Source organism: Burkholderia sp. AW49-1, from assembly GCF_053427845.1.
In genome coordinates this window covers 1-17,837 of sequence record NZ_JBSAXF010000003.1, presented here as the reverse complement: position 1 = coordinate 17,837, position 17,837 = coordinate 1, and the positions used below count along the sequence as shown (strand labels likewise).

The window sequence follows — 17,837 nt, the reverse complement described above, 5'->3', positions numbered from 1 at the left end:
TGGACTCGACCGCCGCGATGAGATGAGAAGCAGCGCGCTCGCGCACGCGCGAATCATTCAATCGAAGCGTGCGGCCTGATGCGGAATCGGCGGGATGGGAGATTGCCGGCCACGAGATGCCAGTCGGGCGGGATTGCGCGAATGCGCCTGGCGTGACGGACCGAGAGAGGCGGAAAGACGGACCGGCGGTGCTGTTGCGGTGCCGGTCCTGCATGAAACCGTGGAAGTGCCGCGCGTCACCCCTCGCCCTTCGGCCCCGGGTTGAGCATGATGACAAAGCCGGCCACGCCGACGATCAATGCGACCGCGCCGCCACGCAGCGCGATCGTTTCGTCGAACAGCAGCCCCGTCACCACGGCCATCATCCCCGCGAGCGACACGAACACGGCGATCGCCGCGACGACGATCCGGTATTGACGGCGTATCATCGCGCGCCCGCCGCGTCAGGCTGCCGCGGCGGAAGCCGGTTCGCCGGCATCGTCGCCGCGAATCAGCAGCACCGGGCACTTCGAGCCACGCACGAAGCGCTCGGCGACGCTCCCGAGCAGCACGCGCCGGATGCCGCGCCGCCCGTGCGTGCCGACCACCGCGAGGTCGATCCCGCGCTCCTTCACGTAACGCTGCAGGCGCTCCGCGACGTCCTCGCCGATACTCTCGGTTTCGACGAGTTCCGCCTCGCCCTTCGCGCCGGCCCGCGCGAGCACCTGTTCGGCTTCACGCAGCACCTTGCGCCCGTCGTCGCGGATTTCCTCGATGAGCGCGTGCGGATCGAAACGACCCGCGTACGTGAACAGCACCGACTTGTCGACCACGTATACGACGCTGACGTGCGTGTCGCCCGCCAGCGCCACCTTCACTGCCTCGGCAAGCGCCTGTTTCGACGAAGCGCTGCCGTCGACGGCCACCATGATCTTCTTGTACATGCGAACCTCGCTGGGGTGAGTTGCCGCGCGCGGTCGCGCGCGGCCATGTCCCCATCATCGGCGGACGGCCGGTTCGAAGCTTGACGGCGATCAACATCCACGAAAAACGCGGCGTGCGGCAAAGCGCCACGCGCAAAAATCGACGCGCCGTCCCCGCGGCCGCACCGCGCAACCGGGCAGCCATGCCGCCGAAGGCGCTATCATCGACGTTACGACCTTCGTCCGGCCCTTTTTTGCCGGCTTACTTTCAACTCGCTCAACCGACATGACAACGACTACCGAACGCGTGGACGGCGCCGCCCAGCATCTCGTCGCCGCCCGCCATGCCGGCGTGCCCGGCCCGCTGCTTCCCGACGCCTTGCGCCCCGAGAACGTCGATACCGCGCTGGCGATCCAGCATCGCGTCGCCGATCTGCTCGGCGAAGCCATCGGCGGATGGAAATGCGCGCTGCCGCCGCCCGACCGCGTGATCGTCGCGCCGATCTTCGCGTCGACGATCCGCGAAGCCGATGCGCCGTATCGCGTCGTCGGCGGCCCGATCGTGCGGATCGAGCCGGAGATCGCGTTCGTGCTCGATCGCGACCTGCCCCCCCGCGCGCAGCCATACGACGAGAACGACGTGCGCGGCGCGATCCGCGAAGTGCGCATCGTGCTCGAGGTGCTGGGTTGCCGTTATGCGGAGCCCGCGCGCGCATCGAAATTCGAACTGCTCGCCGACGGGCAGTTCAACCAGGGATTGTGCGTGGGGCCCGTCGTGCCCGACGGATTGAACGTGCCGCTCGAGACGCTCGCGCTGTCGTTCGAGGGCGCGCTGAATCGCACGATCGACGGCCGTCATCCGGACGGCGATCCGCTCAAGCCGCTCGTATGGCTGGTCAATTTCCTCGCATCGCGCGGCGACGGCGCGCGTGCCGGCCAGATCGTGACGACCGGTTCGTATGCGGGCGCGATCGACGTGCCGCTCGGCGATGCGCTGACGGTGCGCTTCGGCGAACTCGGCAGCCTGTCGGTCACGCTGACGGCCTGACGTCCGGCGGCGGGCAACGCGGCGAACGCACGCAAGCAGATCGACGCGCTGCACGCGATGCAGCATGCGGGCACTGCGTGATACCGTTGCACATCGCCCGTCACGCGCGAACCGCGTGCCCCTCCCGTCATTCGCCATGCCGCCGACACCGCTGCCTGCCCTGCTGGACGAAGTCCTGAGAACCGTCGATCGCCGCTACCGGCTGCCGCCGTTCGCGCGCGCAGCGTCGCTGACCGACGCCGCGAGCCCGGCCGCCATCATCGCCGTCGTGATCGAGGAAGCGCGCCGGATGCAGGCCGACGGCCTCGTGCCCGACCCGGCATTGCAACGCCGCTTCATCGACGCGCTCGCGCGAATGATCGGCGACGCGATGGACGCACGATCCGGCGACCCCGCATTCCAGGCCGCAGTGCTTCGACATGGTGCCGCGGCCGTGCGCGAATACGCATCGCTCGCGGCACATGCCGAACAGGATCGGCGCACGCTGCGTTCGGCCGTCAACACGATCGCCCATCCGGCCCGGCTCGAACGGCGTGCGCAGGCATGGCAACGCGAGCCGCTCGCGCGGCTGCACGCGGCCGCGGCCGGCGCATCGTGGGACGATCTCGATGCCGCGCTGCGGCACCTGCTCGCACAACCGGAGATGGCGACCGACACCGCGTTCGAACAGGACATCGTCAAACTGAAGAACAGCGCCGCGCTCGCCCGGCTGCAGCGTCTCGATGCACTGTCGCCGGATCCGGACGTCCAGCGGTACCGCACGCTGTGGAGCCGCCAGGGGCCGCTCGAAGGCAGTGCGCTCGCCGTCGCGCAAGGTGCCACGTCGCAACAACGGGGCGCGGCCGTCGAAGCGCTGGCCGCGCAGGCGCTCGACGCCCTGGCCGCGCAGCTCGATGCGAGCGACGCGCACCGCACGTATCGCGTGGTCACGTCGATGCGCGTGCCGGCCTCGATACCCGGCAAGCACGACCGCGCGAAAACCGAATGGGATGCGGTGCTGCTCGAGCGCGCGCGCGGCGACGATCCGTCTGCCGCGTGGCACGTCCTGTTTCTCGTCGAAGCGAAAGCATCCGCGGATGCCGCGACCACCGATCTGCCGCGCCTGCTGCGCGGCCTGAGCCTGCTCGCGCAAGCCGATCCGGACACCGTCTATGCGTTCGACACGCGCGAAGGCGCGGTACGCCTGCATGGCGCGTCGCTGCACGCACTGACGATCGACGGCGCGGCACTGCAGCGCGAGGTGCTGTACTGCTGCGATGCGTCGGCAGATCCCGCGCCGCGCCTGCTTGGAGCCGCGAGCCGGATGCAGCTGCTGTCGGCGCCGGCGAGCCTTGAATACGCAAGCGCGCTGGCGCAGCACGCGGATGCCGATCCGCACGGCCTCGGCGTCGTATGGCAAGCGCTGCTGGAACTGCCGTCGTGGCGCGCGGTGTTGCATCAGTACGAATCGCTGCGGCAGGTTCGAGCGCTGATGGTGGGCGTCGACGATCTGCTGGCCGCGATCGAAGGCGATGTCGGCGACAGCGCCGCAAACGATGCGTGACGTGTGACGCGTGCGGTGCGTCGGCTGCACGCGTAATGCCGCCGACGCACCGGCTGAGCGGCTGAGCGGCCAGGCGACGCGGTGTCCTCGCGCCGCGCAACGCACAGGACCGAAGCGAATCGGAGCCGACGCGGCCGGCGCGGCGCAGCCCGCGAAAGCGGGCATGCGCCGATAGCGTTACGACTGGATGAAGGCCAGCAGGTCCGCGTTCAGGACGTCGGCATTGACCGTCAGCATCCCGTGCGAATAGCCGGGATACGTCTTCAGCGTGCCGTTCTTCAGCAGCTTGACCGACTTCAGCGCCGAGTCCGCGATCGGCACGATCTGGTCGTCTTCGCCGTGCAGCACGAGCGTCGGCACCGAGATCGACCGCAGGTCTTCGGTCTGGTCCGTTTCCGAGAACGCCTTGATGCCTTCGTAGTGCGCCTTCGCGCCGCCGATCATGCCCTGGCGCCACCAGTTCTGGATCACGCCCTGGTGCACCACCGCGCCCGGCCGGTTGAAGCCGTAGAACGGGCCCGACGGCACGTCCAGGAAGAACTGCGCGCGATTGTCGGCGAGCGCCTTGCGGAAGCCGTCGAAGACTTCAAGCGGCAGGCCTTCCGGATTCGCGTCCGTCTTCAGCATCAGCGGCGGCACCGCGCTGACCAGCACCGCCTTCGCGACGCGTCCGGCCGGCTCGCCGTGGCGGGCCACGTAGCGCGCGACTTCGCCGCCGCCGGTCGAGTGACCGATATGCACCGCGTTGCGCAGGTCGAGCGCTTCGGCCACCGCGAACGCATCCGCCGCGTAGTGATCCATGTCGTGGCCGTCGGAAACCTGCGTCGACCGGCCGTGGCCACGGCGATCGTGCGCGATCACGCGAAAGCCCTTCTGCACGAAGAACAGCAACTGGGCATCCCAGTCGTCGGAAGACAGCGGCCAGCCATGGTGGAACATGATCGGCTGCGCATCCTTCGGGCCCCAATCCTTGTAGAAGATGTCGACGTTGTCCTTCGTGGTGATGTACGGCATGGCTGCAGGCTCCTTTGGGGTAGGTGGACATCACGTGCCGGCCGGCCACCCGGGCGGGTGCCGGTGACGAACTGCGGCGCGGTGGCACGCCGCGTCGGTCGACGCAGCACCCCAGTGTTGTAGCGGAAAACCGCGACCGTGTCATGAAGCCAATTACATACCGTCATGCATCGGCTCCCGCGGGCAACGGCGCCCCCGGCCTGCGCCCGCAGGCGTGGCTTTCAACGCAACGCTCCGTGTGATGCGTCACGCACGACCGATCGCGCGTCAACCGTCCGTCGACACGGTCACCGCCTCCCACGTGCGAATTTCGTCGTCCAGCGCCGACCATTTGGCGCGCACGAGCCGAAGCGCATCGCTGCCGAGCAGCAGATGGGCCGGTGGGTGGTCCGCCGCAATGACCTCCAGCATCGCGCGCGCCGCCTTCGCCGGATCGCCCGACTGGCGGCCGTTTTTCTCCTCGCGCGCCTGGCGGATCGGATCGAAGAGCGCGTCGTAATCGGCGATCGAACGCGGCGTTCGCGTCATCGAACGGCCGGCCCAGTCGGTACGGAACGAGCCCGGCGCCACCGCCGTCACCGCGATGCCGAACGGCTCGAGCTCCTTGCCGAGCGTCTCGGAAATCCCTTCCAGCGCGAACTTGCTGCCGCAGTAATAGGCAATGCCCGGCATCGTGATGTGGCCGCCCATCGACGTGATGTTCAGGATGCGGCCGCGCCGGCGTTCGCGCATGAACGGCACGACGGCCTTCATCATCGCGACGGCGCCGAATACGTTGACGTCGAACTGCCGACGCATCTCCGACAGCGGCGACTCCTCCATGACGCCTTCGTGCCCGTAGCCGGCATTGTTCACCAGCGCGTCGACGGGGCCGACGCTCGACTCGATTTCCGCGACGACGCCGTCGATGCGCTCGAAGTCGGTCACGTCGAGCACGCGCCCGATGGCCGCACGCGGGGACAGCGCCTCGAACGCCCGTTTTGCCGCTTCGCTTCTCACGGTGCCGACCACCGTGTGACCCTCGGCCAGGGCCGCTTGTGCGAGCGCACGGCCGAAGCCGCTGCTGACGCCGGTGATGAGCATGATGTTGCAGGATGCCATGTGAGCTTCTCCCGAATGTCGATCGAAGCATGCATGTTAGTCTGACGAACTACGTCGAATAAGTCCGATTCCGCTGAATTTCTTGCCTGAAACTATGACTGACGCACCCTCCTCGCCCCGCGCGCCGTCGCCGCCCGCGCGCGGCCGCGAACGCCTGATCGCGTTGCTGCATGCGTTGGCGCCGGACGAAGGCTACAACCTGACCGCGCTGCCGAGCGTGCGCATCCTGCGTTCGAACCGCGCGCTATCCCGCACGCCGGTGCTGTACGACCCGGGCATCGTGATCGTGTGCCAGGGCAGCAAGCGCGGCTATTTCGGCGGCGAACGCTATCTGTACGACGAGGACCACTACCTGGCCGTATCGGTGCCCGTGCCGTTCAGCATGGAAACCGACGCAACGGCGGAGCATCCGCTGCTCGCGCTGTATCTGCACCTCGATTTCCCGATGGCCGCCGAACTGGCCGCGCGGATCGATCGCGAGGGAATCGCCGAACCCGTGCAGGCGCCGAAAAGCATGATGTCGACGCCGATGGACGATGCGATGCACGCGACCGCGCTGCGTTTCGTCGAGGCGATGCACCGCCCGCTCGAAGCGGCCGTGCTCGGCTCCGGGTTGCTGCGCGAACTGTATTTCCGAGTGCTCACCGGCGCGCAGGGGGGCGCGATGAGGAACGCGCTGGCGATGCGTGGACAGTTCGGCCGGATCGGCCGTTCGCTAAGCATGATTCACGCCGACTACGCGCGGTCGCTCGACGTGACGCGGCTGGCCGCGGAAGCCGGCATGAGCGTGCCGAGCTTCCACGCCCACTTCAAGGCGATCACGCAGGTGTCACCGATGCAGTACCTGAAGTCCACGCGGTTGCATCAGGCGCGCCTGCTGATGGTGCGCCAGGACCTGACCGCGGAGGCGGCCGGCCATGCGGTCGGTTATGCGAGCGCGTCGCAGTTCAGCCGGGAATTCAAGCGGCTGTTCGGCCAGACGCCCGCGCAGGAGACGAAGCGCATGCGCGCGCAGTTCGCGATTCCGGCCGCGTTCGACGATGCGGTGTTCGTATCGTCGCATTGAACGGCTGAGCCGCGAGCCGCACGTGTGACTTCGCGGGCCCGCTGCCCGTGCGTGAACCTGGTCGGGACGCGCACGCGCGCCGCGCGCGGCGTTGCGCACCAGACCCGCCAGCGACTTCGGGATGAGCGCGGTCGCGCCCCAGATGTCCTGCGTCTGGTTCGCCCAGTACCGGGGGCCAACCCGTTCCCCGTCACGGTATTGCCGCGGCAGATCGGGGATTCAGCAGCGTCGAGAACGGAAACTCGAAAATCTCCTCCACTTCGGCCGGGGCGGCTTCCCAGGACAGCGAACCCGTTGCCTGCGCCAATCCCACATAGTGACCCACCTAACATCATACGATTGCATTCTCACATTTATTGTGATTTTATTCCCATTCATTGCGGCCGCCGTCGATCGCGCACGCGGCCCACCCATTCCAAGGAAGAGACACCAATGGAGACAATCGCCGTCATCGGCAGCAACATGGTCGACCTCGTGACCTACGTCACGCGCATGCCCGCCCGGGGCGAAACGCTCGAGGCGCCGAACTTCGAGCTCGGCTGCGGCGGCAAGGGTGCGAACCAGGCCGTCGCGGCCGCGCGCCTCGGCGCGCGTGTCGTGATGGTGACGAAGGTCGGCGACGACGTGTTCGCCGACAACACGATCCGCAATTTCGAGCGCGAAGGCATCGACACCACGCACGTACGAAAGGTTGCCGGCGTGCCGAGCGGCGTCGCGCCGATCTTCGTCGAGCCCGATTCGAGCAACAGCATCCTGATCGTCAAGGGTGCGAACCGTCACCTGCGGCCGGCCGACATCGACGCGGCCGCGCCGAAGCTCGTCGAATGCACGCTGATCGTGCTGCAGCTCGAGATCGAGCTCGACACCGTCTATCACGCAATCGCCTTCGGCGCGCGGCACGGCATTCCGGTGCTGCTGAACCCCGCGCCCGCGGTCGCCGGCCTCGATTTCGAACGGATCCGCTCCGTCGAATTCTTCGTGCCAAACGAGACCGAACTCGCGATCGTGTCCGGCATGCCGGTCGATTCGCGCGACAGCGCGACCCGCGCCGCCGAATCGCTGATCGCGCGCGGGCTGAAGCACGTACTTGTCACGCTCGGCAGCGACGGCTCCCTGCTCGTCTCGCGCGACGGCGCACGGCACGTGGCCGGTGTGCAGGTCGACGCGCGCGACACGACGGGCGCCGGCGACGCGTACATCGGCTGCTTCGCGCGCTGCTACGCGGCGACGCGCGATGCGATCGACGCGATGCGCTACGCGTCGGCCTACGCCGCGCATTCGGTCACGGGCCTCGGCACGCAGAAGTCGTACGCCGACGCCGCGACCTTCGAACGCTTCCTCCGCGACGCCGGCCGCTGAACGGCGCCGTCCATCGACGAGACCATCCGGGAAGGAGACACCCGTGAGCCGAGCCAGAATCGAACACACGCCCGACGGCTACTACCTGAACCGCACGCCCCTCTTCGCGTTCACGCTGCTCTGCTGCCTGTTCGCGCTGTGGGGCACCGCGGCGAACCTGAACGACGTGCTGATCGCGCAGTTCAAGAAATCGTTCTTCCTGTCCGATTTCGAATCGGCGTTCGTGCAGTCCGCGTTCTACCTCGGCTACTTCTTCCTCGCGATTCCCGCCGCGACCGTCGTGAAGAAGTTCAGCTACAAGACGACGATCCTCATCGGCCTGCTGCTCTATACGACCGGCTGCCTGCTGTTCTTCCCGGCCGCGTCGATGGCGAAGTACGGGATGTTCCTCGTCGCGTTGTTCGTGATCGCGGCGGGGCTGTCGTTCCTCGAGACGGCGTCGAACTCGTATTCGACGCTGATGGGCCCGCGCGACACCAGCACGCGGCGCCTGAACATCTCGCAGACGTTCTATCCGTTCGGCGCGATGGCCGGCGTCTACATGGGCAGCTTCCTGATCTTCAAGGAAGGCGACGCGTCGCACGCGCAGCTCGCGGCGATGTCCGCGGTCGACGCGCATCGGCACCAGCTCGCGATGATCCAGGCGACGCTCGAGCCGTACAAGTGGCTGATCGTCGTGCTCGCGGCCGTGTTCGTCGTATTCGCGCTGACGCCGTATCCGGCCTGCAAGGGCATCGGGTCGAGCCCGGCCACGCACCGGGTCGACGCACGCGGCACGCTCGCGCGCCTGTTCGGCAATCGGCGCTTCGTCGCGGGCGTCGTCGCGCAGTTCCTGTACGTGGGCGCGCAAGTCGGCGTGTGGAGCTTCACGATCCGGCTCGCGATGCAGATCGGCGGCCTGAACGAGCGCGGCGCATCGCACTACCTGCTCGCGACGTTCTTCGCGTTTTTCGTCGGCAAGCTGATCGCGACGCTCGTGATGAAGCGCGTCGGCCCGGCCAAGGTGCTGATCGCGTACGGCGTGCTGTGCATCGCGCTGCTCGCCTATACGATCGGCGTGCACGACATCACGGCCGTGTACGCGGCGATGTGCGTGAGCGTGTTCCTCGGCCCGTGCTGGCCGACGATCTACGGCCTGACGATCGACGGCCTCGGCAAGGACACCGAATACGGCGGCTCGATCCTCGTGATGAGCATCGTCGGCGGCGCGGTCGTGCCGCTGATCCAGGGGCTGATCTCCGATCGCACGGGCGGCAACATGCAGCTCGCGTTCGTCGTGCCGCTCGCGTGCTTCGTCGTGATCGTCCATTACGGGTTCTACTGCCTGCGCCACCTGCCGGCGGCGACGCCCGACGCGGCGGCCGACAGCGACGCATCCGCGCGCTACGCCGAAACGCGCAACACGTCAGGCGCCTGACGATGCGACGCGGGATCGAACTGCGCCGCCGCGCCGCATCAGGTCACGAGCGCGATCCCGTGTTCGCGGATCGTCGTCTCGTACCGGCGGCTCAACTGCCCGTCGGAGATCACGTAGTTGAAATCGGTCAGGTCAGCGAAATACGCGGCGCGCACTTCGTCGAACTTCGTGTGATCGACGAGCAGGAAACGGTTCTGCGCACGCGCCATCACCTTCTTCTTCGCATCGACTTCGTGGAAGTTGAAGCACGTGACGCCGCAGCGATCGCTGACGCCGGCCGCCGAGATGAACGCCTTCGACACGCGCACCGTGTCGAGGATGCCCGTCTCGGCCACCGCCTCGAACACCATGTTCTTGCGGTGATACACGCCGCCGCACAGGATCACGCTGCAATGCGGTTTCTGCTGCAGCTTCGCGAACACGTTCAGCGAATTGCAGACGGCGGTGAATTCGAGGTCGTCCGGAATGAAATCGACGATGAACGGCGTGGTCGAGCCGCAGTCGACGAAGATCGTGTCGCCGGTCTTCACGAACTGCGCGGCGAGCTTGCCGATGCGGCGCTTCTCCTCGGTCTGCCGGTTGTTCTCGGCGCTGATCAGGTATTCGCCGATGTCGCTGCGCTGCGCGGCGAAATGGCGTGTCACGTAGCCGCCGATCAGGCTGAGGCCGTGCGGATTGTCCGCGAGGTCGCGGCGGATCGTCATTTCCGACACGCCGAACAGATCGGCGACTTCCCTCAGATGAATCGCGTTCTGCCCTTGCAGCACGTTCATCAGCGTCTTGATCCGTTCGCCCTTCTTCGTTTCCATGCCCGTATCCTGCCTGCCCGTCCCACGCGTCGCTCGTCGTGCCGGGCGCGCGGGCCCGGCCGGAATGTCGTATTTGTAACAAACCGATGTGAAAACATCAACTTTCCGTGTACCTTTGCGGCACACGATCCGTGGAGTTTCGACACATGCCGCTTTCCAACGCCCAGCTCGCCCAAACCATCGATCACACGCTGCTCGCGCCCGACGCGAGCGACGCGCAGATCCGCGAACTCTGCCGGCAGGCGGCCGAGCATCGCTTCTATTCGGTCTGCGTGAATTCGGCGAACGTGCCCCTCGCCGCGCGCGAGCTGGCCGACACCGGTGTGCTCGTGTGTGCGGTGGTCGGCTTCCCGCTCGGCGCGGGCCTGTCCGCCGCGAAGGCGTTTGAAGCGTCGGCCGCGATCGCGGCGGGCGCGCGCGAGATCGACATGGTGATCAACCTCGGCGCGCTCAAGAGCGACCGCGCCGACGACGTGAAGGCCGATATCGATGCCGTACACCGTGAGTGCGGCACGGTGCCGCTCAAGGTGATCCTCGAAACGGGGTTGCTGACCGACGACGAGAAGGTGCGCGTGTGCGAGATGTGCCGCGACCTCGGCGTCGCGTTCGTGAAGACGTCGACCGGCTTCGGTCACGGCGGCGCGACACTCGAGGACGTCGCGCTGATGCGCCGCACGGTCGGCCCCGTGCTCGGCGTGAAGGCGTCGGGCGGCGTGCGCGACCGCGCGACCGCGCTTGCGATGCTCGAAGCCGGCGCGACGCGGCTCGGCACGAGTTCGGGCGTGGCGATCGTCACCGACCGGGGCGGCAGCGACGCGGCGTACTGACCGGTGGCGGGCCGGCTGGCCGCGCATCGGCGCGCAGCCAGCCGACGCCGGACAGTTCGGCGCGCCTCCCCGCCAGGCGGCGTGCCGGTTGCAATGCACCGCTCGATCACCACGCAAGACCGATCGCGGCAACCCTCATTGCGTCGGGTCTTTCAACTCGATCAGCAGATCCTTCGCCGCGACCCGATCACCCGGCTTCACATGCACGGCCGCGATCTCGCAGTCGCGCTCCGCCGCGATGTGCGTTTCCATCTTCATCGCCTCGAGCGCGATCAGCGTCGTGCCAGCCGACACACGCTGCCCCGGTTGCACGGCCACCGTCACGACCGAGCCCGGCATCGGCGCGGCCACGTGCAGCGGATTCGCCGGGTCGGCACGCTGCAGGCCATGACGCTCCTTGCCCGCCTGCACGACGCTCTTCTGCTCGACCAGCGCCGAACGCGACTGACCGTTCAGCTCGAACAGCACCTTCACGATGCCGTCCTGCGCATCGGCGTGCTGGCCCTGCAGCGACACGAGCAGCGTCTTGCCCGGCTCGATGTCGATCGCCACTTCCTCCTGCGGCTGCAGCCCGTACAGGAACGCCGGCGTCGGCACGACCGACGTGTCGCTGTATGCACGCACGTGCGCGTAATAGTCGACCGTCTGTTTCGGATACATCAGGTACGACGCGAGTTGACGGTCGTCGAGCGGCTGCTCGCACGCGGCCTCGGCCTGCTTGCGTACCGCGTCGAGATCGACCGGCGGGATCTGGTCGCCGGGACGATACGGCGCCGGCGGCTCGCTCTTGAGCACCTTGCGCGACAGGTCCGCCGGGAAGCCGTCGGGCGGGAAGCCCAGCTCGCCCTTGAACAGCGACACGACCGACTCGGGGAATGCGATGTCCTTGTCCGGGTTGTGCACGTCGTCCACGGCGAGGTCATTCGCGACCATCATCAGCGCCATGTCGCCGACCACCTTCGACGTCGGCGTGACCTTGACGATGTCGCCGAACAGGCGGTTCACGTCCGCATACGCGCGCGACACCTCGGTCCAGCGATGATCGATGCCGAGCGAGCGCGCCTGCTCGCGCAGGTTCGTGTACTGGCCGCCGGGCATCTCGTGGCGGTACACGTCGGCCGTGCCCGCGCGAATCTCCGATTCGAACGGCGCGTAATACCGGCGCACGCCTTCCCAATACATCGAGGCTTCGTGCAGGCGGTCCTGGTCCAGCCCCGGATCGCGTTCGCCGCCGGCCAGCGCCGCCGCGATGCTCGACAGGTTCGGTTGCGACGTGAGCCCGCTCATCGCATCGAGCGCGCCGTCCACCGCATCGCAGCCCGCACCGACCGCCGCGAGCACCGACGCCGCGGCGATCCCGCTCGTGTCGTGCGTGTGGAAATGCACCGGCAGCCCGGTTTCTTCCTTGAGCGCCTTCACGAGCGTGGCGACCGCCTGCGGACGGCAGATGCCGGCCATGTCCTTGATGCCGAGCACGTGCACGCCGGCTTGCTGCAATTCGCGCGCGATGCCGACGTAATACTTGAGGTCGTACTTCGCGCGCGACGTGTCGAACAGGTCGCCGGTGTAGCAGATCGCGCCTTCGCACAGCATCCCGCTCTCGCCAACCGCATCGATCGCCACGCGCATGTTGCGCACCCAGTTCAGCGAGTCGAATACGCGGAACACGTCGACGCCCGCGCTCGCGGCCTGCTGCACGAAGAAGCGCACGACGTTGTCCGCGTAGTTCGTGTAGCCGACCGCGTTCGAGCCGCGCAGCAGCATCTGGAACAGGATGTTCGGCACGCGTTCGCGCAGCAGCGCAAGGCGTTCCCACGGGTCTTCCTTCAGGAAGCGCAGCGCGACGTCGAAGGTCGCGCCGCCCCAGCATTCGAGCGAGAACAGCTGCGACAGCTCGCGCGCGTAGAACGGCGCGATCGGCAGCATGTCGGCGGTGCGCATGCGCGTCGCGAACAGCGACTGGTGCGCGTCGCGCATCGTCGTGTCGGTCAGCAGCACCTGCTTCTGGTCGAGCATCCAGCGCGCGAACTTCTCGGGGCCGAGCTCGCGCAGGCGATCGCGCGTGCCTGCCGGAATCGGCATCGCCGTATCGACCTTCGGCAGCACGGGCTTCGACAAAGGCAGCGCCGGCAGCGTGCGGCCGCTCATCTCGGCATTGCCGTTCACGTTCAGCTCGCCGAGATAACGCAGCAGCTTCGTCGCGCGATCGCCGCGCTTCGCGAATGCGAGCAATTCAGGTGTCCTGTCGATGAATCGCGTCGTCACGTCGCCCGCGATGAAGGCCGGGTGATTGATCACGTTCTCGAGGAACTGCAGGTTCGACGTGACGCCGCGAATCCGGAACTCGCGCAGCGCGCGATCCATCCGGTGGATCGATTCGGCGGCCGTCGGCGCCCAGGTCGTCACCTTGACCAGCAGCGAGTCGTAATACGGCGTGATCACCGCGCCGCCATAGGCGGTGCCGGCGTCGAGGCGCACGCCGAAGCCCGCCGCGCTGCGATACGCCGTGAGCCGACCGTAGTCGGGCAGGAAGTCGTTCTCCGGGTCCTCGGTCGTGATCCGGCATTGCAACGCGTTGCCGTTCAGCGGAATCGCCTGCTGAGCGGGCACGCCGGCCGCACGTTCGACGATCGCGCCGTCGCCGTTCACGACGTCCTCCGCCAGCCCGATCCGGCCGCCTTCCGTGATGCGAATCTGCGCCTTCACGATGTCGATGCCGGTGATCATCTCGGTCACCGTATGCTCGACCTGGATGCGCGGGTTCACCTCGATGAAGTAGAACTGGCCGGTGTCGGCATCCATCAGGAATTCGACCGTGCCCGCATGCGTGTAACCGACCGCGCGCATCAGGCGCAGCGCGGATTCGCACAGTGTCTGCCGGCCTGCGTCGTCGAGATACGGCGCCGGCGCGCGTTCGACGACCTTCTGGTTGCGCCGCTGCACCGTGCAGTCGCGCTCGTACAGATGCACGACCGTGCCGTGCAGGTCGCCGAGCACCTGCACCTCGACGTGCCGTGCGTTGCGCACGAGTTTTTCGACGTATACCTCATCGTTGCCGAATGCGGCCAGCGCCTCGCGGCGCGCGACCGGCAGCAGGGTTTCGAGGTCCTGAGCGTTTTCCAGCACGCGCATCCCGCGCCCGCCGCCGCCCCAGCTCGCCTTCAGCATCAGCGGATAGCCGACTTCCGCGGCGAGCGCGCGGCACGCATCGAGATCGTCCGGTAGCGGCTCGGTCGCGGGCATCACGGGCACGCCGGCCGCGATCGCGGCATTGCGCGCGGCCACCTTGTTGCCGAGCGTGCGCATCACGTCGGGCGAGGGCCCGATCCAGCGGATGCCGGCGTCGATCACGGCCTGCGCGAAGTCCGGGTTCTCCGACAGGAAGCCGTAGCCGGGGTGGATCGCGTCGACCTTCGCCAGCCGCGCGACGCGCAGGATGTCGTCGATGTCGAGGTACGCGGCGAGCGGCTTCTTGCCTTCGCCGATCAGGTAGCTCTCGTCCGCCTTGAAGCGGTGCAGCGCAAGGCGGTCTTCCTTCGAATACACCGCGACCGTACGCATGTTCAGTTCGGCGGCGGCACGCATCACGCGAATCGAGATTTCCGAGCGGTTCGCGATCAGGATGGACTGGATGGGGGTAGGCGTCACGGCGGCCATGGAAAGTGAATGGTTGAATTGAGCGCGCCGACGCGCCGTCGGCCGCCCGCCTGCTTCGCTGGGCGGCATGCGGACTCACGCGTCGGTCATTCGAGGTTGCATCGTCCCGGCTTTCGCCAGTCGACATGTTCGCCAGATCGCCGGATGGCCGCTATCGACATCGCGACGACGAATAGCATCCAGCCGACCAGCGGGAAATAAGGGACCGGCTGGCCGGTCGGTCGTCGATCGCCGGTCGAACCGTGGTGAGCCCGTGATACGACCTGCGCTCGCGACAAGATCAATCGCGGTGGTCGAAAAGCGGTGCGTGATCCATCCAGTCGTAGCCCGCCGTTCCCTTTGCCCATGCCCAATTCGGCTCGGGGCGCCGTTCACTGGACGATTCGCGCGTCGTCGCGGATCGATCCGCGTCCGCCTCGCGCTCCGTCGCTACACGACGCGCGTCGTCCCCCGATACCGTGTTTCGTTTACCGCTGCCAGTCATTGCATTCACCTTACGATTGAAAAGCGAGTCGCCGCTCGAACCGTCCGCTTCGTTTCCTCCGGAACGACCGGTCAGACGAAACGGAGATCGAGCATGTCGTCCGGTTAACGCAAAAACCAGGCCACGTCCGTCATCGGACGGACGGCGTTGATGTACGGGGATCGGATGCGAAGCGCGGGCCGGTACCGACGCAGATATGGAATCGAAGTTTCAGTTCTGAAATCTCGCGCGCCGGAGCGGGTCGGCTGCGCGGATCGATGGGCCGGGAGACATCAGTGCTTCAGGGCGATGATGATCCAGGTCGCCGCGGCCGTGCGCCATGCGATCACGTTGCAACCGAAGGCAGCCCGGCAGCTGCTCGCGATGTTCAAGCGGACATTGCCACAGGATCTGGCGGTGCTCGACATCCAGGCGTGCCGTGCAAAGCAAACGGCCGCCCGAAGGCGGCCGCGTGAAGAGGTATCGAGATGCCGCTTACTTGCTGTAGTCGTACACCCCGCGCCCCGTCTTGCGCCCCAGCCGCCCCGCCGACACCATCTCGCGCAGCAGCGGGCAAGCACGGTACTTCGTGTCGCCGAAGTCCTTCAGGAACACGTCCATCACCGCGAGACACACGTCGAGCCCGACGAGGTCCGCCAGCGCGAGCGGCCCGATCGGATGGTTCGCACCGAGCTTCATCCCCGCGTCGATCTCCTCGGCCGACGCGATGCCTTCGGCCAGCACGAAGAACGCTTCGTTGATCATCGGCACGAGGATCCGGTTCACGACGAAGCCCGGCGCATTGCGCACGCCGATCGGCGACTTGTCGAAACGCTCGGTCAGCGCGCGCACGGCGGACGCGGTCGCGTCGCTCGTCTGCAGCCCGCGGATGATCTCGACGAGCGGCATCAGCGGCACCGGGTTGAAGAAATGCATGCCGACGAAGCGCGACGGATCGGCGAGCAACGCCGCGAGCGACGTGATCGAGATCGACGACGTGTTGGTCGCGATGATCGCGTCGGGCCGCGCGACCGACTCGATCTGCTTCAGGATGCGGCTCTTCAGCTCGACGTTCTCGGTCGCGGCTTCGATCACGATGTCGACCGCGGCGAGCTTCGCGTAATCGGTCGACGTCGAGATGCGCGCGAGCGCGGCGTCGCGTGCGGCGGCGTCGAGCTTCTCCTTCGACACCAGCCGCTCGAGGCTGCCCTTCAGTGCGGCGACACCCTTGTCGAGCGCCGCATCGCTGACGTCGATCATGACGACGTTGAGTCCTGCAACGGCGGCGGTCTGCGCAATGCCGTTGCCCATGGTTCCGGCGCCCACGACGCCGACGGTTTCGATTGCCATGACGATTCCTGTGTGTTTCGGGTGCTGAGCGGTCGATTATCAGATGTTCTCGAAGATCGCCGCAATCCCCTGGCCGCCGCCGATACACATCGTCACGAGCGCGTAACGCCCGCCGATGCGCTTCAGCTCGTACAGCGCCTTGACCGTGATCAACGCGCCCGTCGCGCCGATCGGGTGACCGAGCGAAATGCCCGAGCCGTTCGGGTTGACCTTGGCCGGATCGAGGCCGAGCTCCTGCGTGACCGCGCATGCCTGCGCGGCGAACGCTTCGTTCGCCTCGATTACGTCGAGATCGGTGATCTTCAGGCCCGCGCGCTCGAGCGCCTTCTGCGTGGCCGGCACCGGGCCGATGCCCATGTACGCCGGATCGACGCCCGCATGCGCATACGCGACCAGACGCGCGAGCGGCTTCACGCCTTGTGCGCGCGCGGCATCCGCGCTCATCATCAGCACCGCGGCGGCCGCATCGTTGATCCCCGACGCGTTGCCGGCCGTCACCGTGCCGTCCTCCTTCACGAACACCGGCTTCAGCTTCGAGAAATCGTCCGGACCGGCGTCGTGACGCACGTGCTCGTCGGTGTCGAACGCGACCTCGCCCTTCTTCGTGCGGATCGAGATCGGCAGGATCTGGTCCTTGAAGCGGCCTTCCGCGATCGCGCGCGCCGCGCGACGATGCGATTCGAGCGCGAGCGCGTCCTGCGCGTCACGCGTAATGCCGTACTTGCGTGCGACGTTCTCGGCCGTCACGCCCATGTGAATCGTCTGGAACGGGTCGTGCAGCGCGCCGAGCATCATGTCGACGAGCTTCGCATCGCCCATGCGCTGGCCGAAGCGCGCGGACGGCACCGTGTACGGCGCACGGCTCATGTTCTCCGAACCGCCGCCGATCGCGACGTCGGCATCGCCGAGCATGATCGTTTGCGCGGCCGAGACGATCGCCTGCAGGCCCGAGCCGCACAGACGGTTCACGGTCAGCGCCGGCGTGTGCTGCGCGACGCCGCCGTTGATCGCCGCGACACGCGCGAGATACATGTCCTTCGGCTCGGTGTTCACGACGTGGCCGAACACGACATGCCCGACCGCGTCACCCGAGACGTTCGCACGCGACAGCACTTCGCTCACGACCTTCGCCCCGAGATCGGTCGGCGAGAAATCCTTCAGGCTCCCGCCGAAATCGCCGATCGCGGTACGGACACCACTCACCACCACGACTTCCTTCGCTGCATTGCTCATCGTCTCACTCCGGTTCGTTCGCGCCCGTGGGCGCGGGGATGCGTTTGC

Annotated in this window: 14 protein-coding genes and 1 pseudogene; 7 read left to right on the top strand and 8 right to left on the bottom strand. The window is 67.2% G+C overall.

Annotation, left to right across the window (positions count from 1 at the left end):
• Positions 1-236: 236 nt before the first annotated feature.
• Together ACV22W_RS06615 and ACV22W_RS06610 are read right to left on the bottom strand one after the other, a co-directional pair.
• Positions 237-428 carry a DUF2964 family protein gene (locus ACV22W_RS06615; protein WP_059537270.1) on the bottom strand — a complete coding sequence of 64 codons (192 nt, stop codon included), beginning with the start codon at positions 426-428 and terminating at the stop codon, positions 237-239.
• 15 nt (positions 429-443) lie between these two features.
• Positions 444-923 (bottom strand): universal stress protein, encoded by a 480-nt coding sequence (locus ACV22W_RS06610; RefSeq protein WP_448018454.1) that lies wholly within the window; start codon positions 921-923, stop codon positions 444-446.
• 265 nt (positions 924-1,188) lie between these two features.
• Here ACV22W_RS06610 and ACV22W_RS06605 point away from each other — a divergent pair, with 265 nt between their 5' ends.
• Positions 1,189-1,950, top strand: coding sequence for a 2-keto-4-pentenoate hydratase (locus ACV22W_RS06605; RefSeq protein ID WP_448018453.1), 762 nt, complete (start codon positions 1,189-1,191; stop codon positions 1,948-1,950).
• A gap of 136 nt (positions 1,951-2,086) precedes the next feature.
• Complete coding sequence (locus tag ACV22W_RS06600; protein WP_448018452.1) at positions 2,087-3,493, top strand: 3-deoxy-D-arabino-heptulosonate 7-phosphate synthase; 1,407 nt, start codon at positions 2,087-2,089, stop codon at positions 3,491-3,493.
• A 177-nt stretch (positions 3,494-3,670) separates the two neighbouring features.
• On the opposite strand, the gene ACV22W_RS06595 is transcribed toward ACV22W_RS06600, so the two are convergent.
• Together ACV22W_RS06595 and ACV22W_RS06590 are read right to left on the bottom strand one after the other, a co-directional pair.
• Positions 3,671-4,507: an alpha/beta fold hydrolase gene (locus ACV22W_RS06595; protein WP_448018451.1), complete on the bottom strand. Its 837-nt coding sequence runs from the start codon at positions 4,505-4,507 to the stop codon at positions 3,671-3,673.
• 267 nt (positions 4,508-4,774) lie between these two features.
• Entirely contained in the window at positions 4,775-5,608 is an 834-nt protein-coding gene (locus ACV22W_RS06590; RefSeq protein ID WP_448018450.1) for an oxidoreductase, read from the bottom strand.
• Positions 5,609-5,702: 94 nt separating this feature from the next.
• Between ACV22W_RS06590 and ACV22W_RS06585 the strand changes: the two genes are divergently transcribed.
• The 3 genes from ACV22W_RS06585 (at position 5,703) to fucP (ending at position 9,450) form a co-directional block, all read left to right on the top strand.
• A complete protein-coding gene (locus ACV22W_RS06585; protein WP_448018449.1) occupies positions 5,703-6,674 on the top strand; it encodes an AraC family transcriptional regulator in 972 nt (323 codons plus the stop codon).
• 432 nt (positions 6,675-7,106) lie between these two features.
• Positions 7,107-8,033 carry a ribokinase gene (gene rbsK, locus ACV22W_RS06580; RefSeq protein ID WP_448018448.1) on the top strand — a complete coding sequence of 309 codons (927 nt, stop codon included), beginning with the start codon at positions 7,107-7,109 and terminating at the stop codon, positions 8,031-8,033.
• 43 nt (positions 8,034-8,076) lie between these two features.
• On the top strand, positions 8,077-9,450 hold the full coding sequence (gene fucP / locus ACV22W_RS06575) for an L-fucose:H+ symporter permease (RefSeq protein WP_448018447.1): 1,374 nt from the start codon (positions 8,077-8,079) through the stop codon (positions 9,448-9,450).
• Positions 9,451-9,488: 38 nt separating this feature from the next.
• Here the strand turns inward: fucP and deoR are convergent, their stop codons facing one another.
• Positions 9,489-10,259: a DNA-binding transcriptional repressor DeoR gene (gene deoR, locus ACV22W_RS06570; protein ID WP_448018446.1), complete on the bottom strand. Its 771-nt coding sequence runs from the start codon at positions 10,257-10,259 to the stop codon at positions 9,489-9,491.
• 146 nt (positions 10,260-10,405) lie between these two features.
• Here deoR and deoC point away from each other — a divergent pair, with 146 nt between their 5' ends.
• Complete coding sequence (gene deoC, locus ACV22W_RS06565) at positions 10,406-11,086, top strand: deoxyribose-phosphate aldolase (RefSeq protein ID WP_448018445.1); 681 nt, start codon at positions 10,406-10,408, stop codon at positions 11,084-11,086.
• Between the two features lie 135 nt (positions 11,087-11,221).
• Here the strand turns inward: deoC and ACV22W_RS06560 are convergent, their stop codons facing one another.
• Positions 11,222-14,743 (bottom strand): pyruvate carboxylase, encoded by a 3,522-nt coding sequence (locus tag ACV22W_RS06560; RefSeq protein ID WP_448018444.1) that lies wholly within the window; start codon positions 14,741-14,743, stop codon positions 11,222-11,224.
• A 772-nt stretch (positions 14,744-15,515) separates the two neighbouring features.
• Here ACV22W_RS06560 and ACV22W_RS06555 point away from each other — a divergent pair.
• Positions 15,516-15,632 (top strand): annotated as a pseudogene (locus ACV22W_RS06555) (TetR/AcrR family transcriptional regulator); the annotation flags it as partial.
• Between the two features lie 69 nt (positions 15,633-15,701).
• Here the strand turns inward: ACV22W_RS06555 and ACV22W_RS06550 are convergent.
• The gene (locus ACV22W_RS06550; RefSeq protein WP_448018443.1) at positions 15,702-16,556 is read right to left on the bottom strand and encodes a 3-hydroxybutyryl-CoA dehydrogenase; all 855 of its coding nucleotides are present in this window, start codon (positions 16,554-16,556) and stop codon (positions 15,702-15,704) included.
• A gap of 39 nt (positions 16,557-16,595) precedes the next feature.
• Positions 16,596-17,789 (bottom strand): beta-ketothiolase BktB, encoded by a 1,194-nt coding sequence (bktB, locus tag ACV22W_RS06545; RefSeq protein WP_448018442.1) that lies wholly within the window; start codon positions 17,787-17,789, stop codon positions 16,596-16,598.
• Between the last annotated feature and the right edge of the window lie 48 nt (positions 17,790-17,837).

Coding starts and splice junctions, on each gene's coding strand:
- ACV22W_RS06615 (WP_059537270.1), bottom strand. CDS start 428: ATGATACGCCGTCAATACCGGATCGTCGTCGCGGCGATCGCCGTGTTC.
- ACV22W_RS06610 (WP_448018454.1), bottom strand. CDS start 923: ATGTACAAGAAGATCATGGTGGCCGTCGACGGCAGCGCTTCGTCGAAA.
- ACV22W_RS06605 (WP_448018453.1), top strand. CDS start 1,189: ATGACAACGACTACCGAACGCGTGGACGGCGCCGCCCAGCATCTCGTC.
- ACV22W_RS06600 (WP_448018452.1), top strand. CDS start 2,087: ATGCCGCCGACACCGCTGCCTGCCCTGCTGGACGAAGTCCTGAGAACC.
- ACV22W_RS06595 (WP_448018451.1), bottom strand. CDS start 4,507: ATGCCGTACATCACCACGAAGGACAACGTCGACATCTTCTACAAGGAT.
- ACV22W_RS06590 (WP_448018450.1), bottom strand. CDS start 5,608: ATGGCATCCTGCAACATCATGCTCATCACCGGCGTCAGCAGCGGCTTC.
- ACV22W_RS06585 (WP_448018449.1), top strand. CDS start 5,703: ATGACTGACGCACCCTCCTCGCCCCGCGCGCCGTCGCCGCCCGCGCGC.
- rbsK (WP_448018448.1), top strand. CDS start 7,107: ATGGAGACAATCGCCGTCATCGGCAGCAACATGGTCGACCTCGTGACC.
- deoR (WP_448018446.1), bottom strand. CDS start 10,259: ATGGAAACGAAGAAGGGCGAACGGATCAAGACGCTGATGAACGTGCTG.
- deoC (WP_448018445.1), top strand. CDS start 10,406: ATGCCGCTTTCCAACGCCCAGCTCGCCCAAACCATCGATCACACGCTG.
- ACV22W_RS06560 (WP_448018444.1), bottom strand. CDS start 14,743: ATGGCCGCCGTGACGCCTACCCCCATCCAGTCCATCCTGATCGCGAAC.
- ACV22W_RS06550 (WP_448018443.1), bottom strand. CDS start 16,556: ATGGCAATCGAAACCGTCGGCGTCGTGGGCGCCGGAACCATGGGCAAC.
- bktB (WP_448018442.1), bottom strand. CDS start 17,789: ATGAGCAATGCAGCGAAGGAAGTCGTGGTGGTGAGTGGTGTCCGTACC.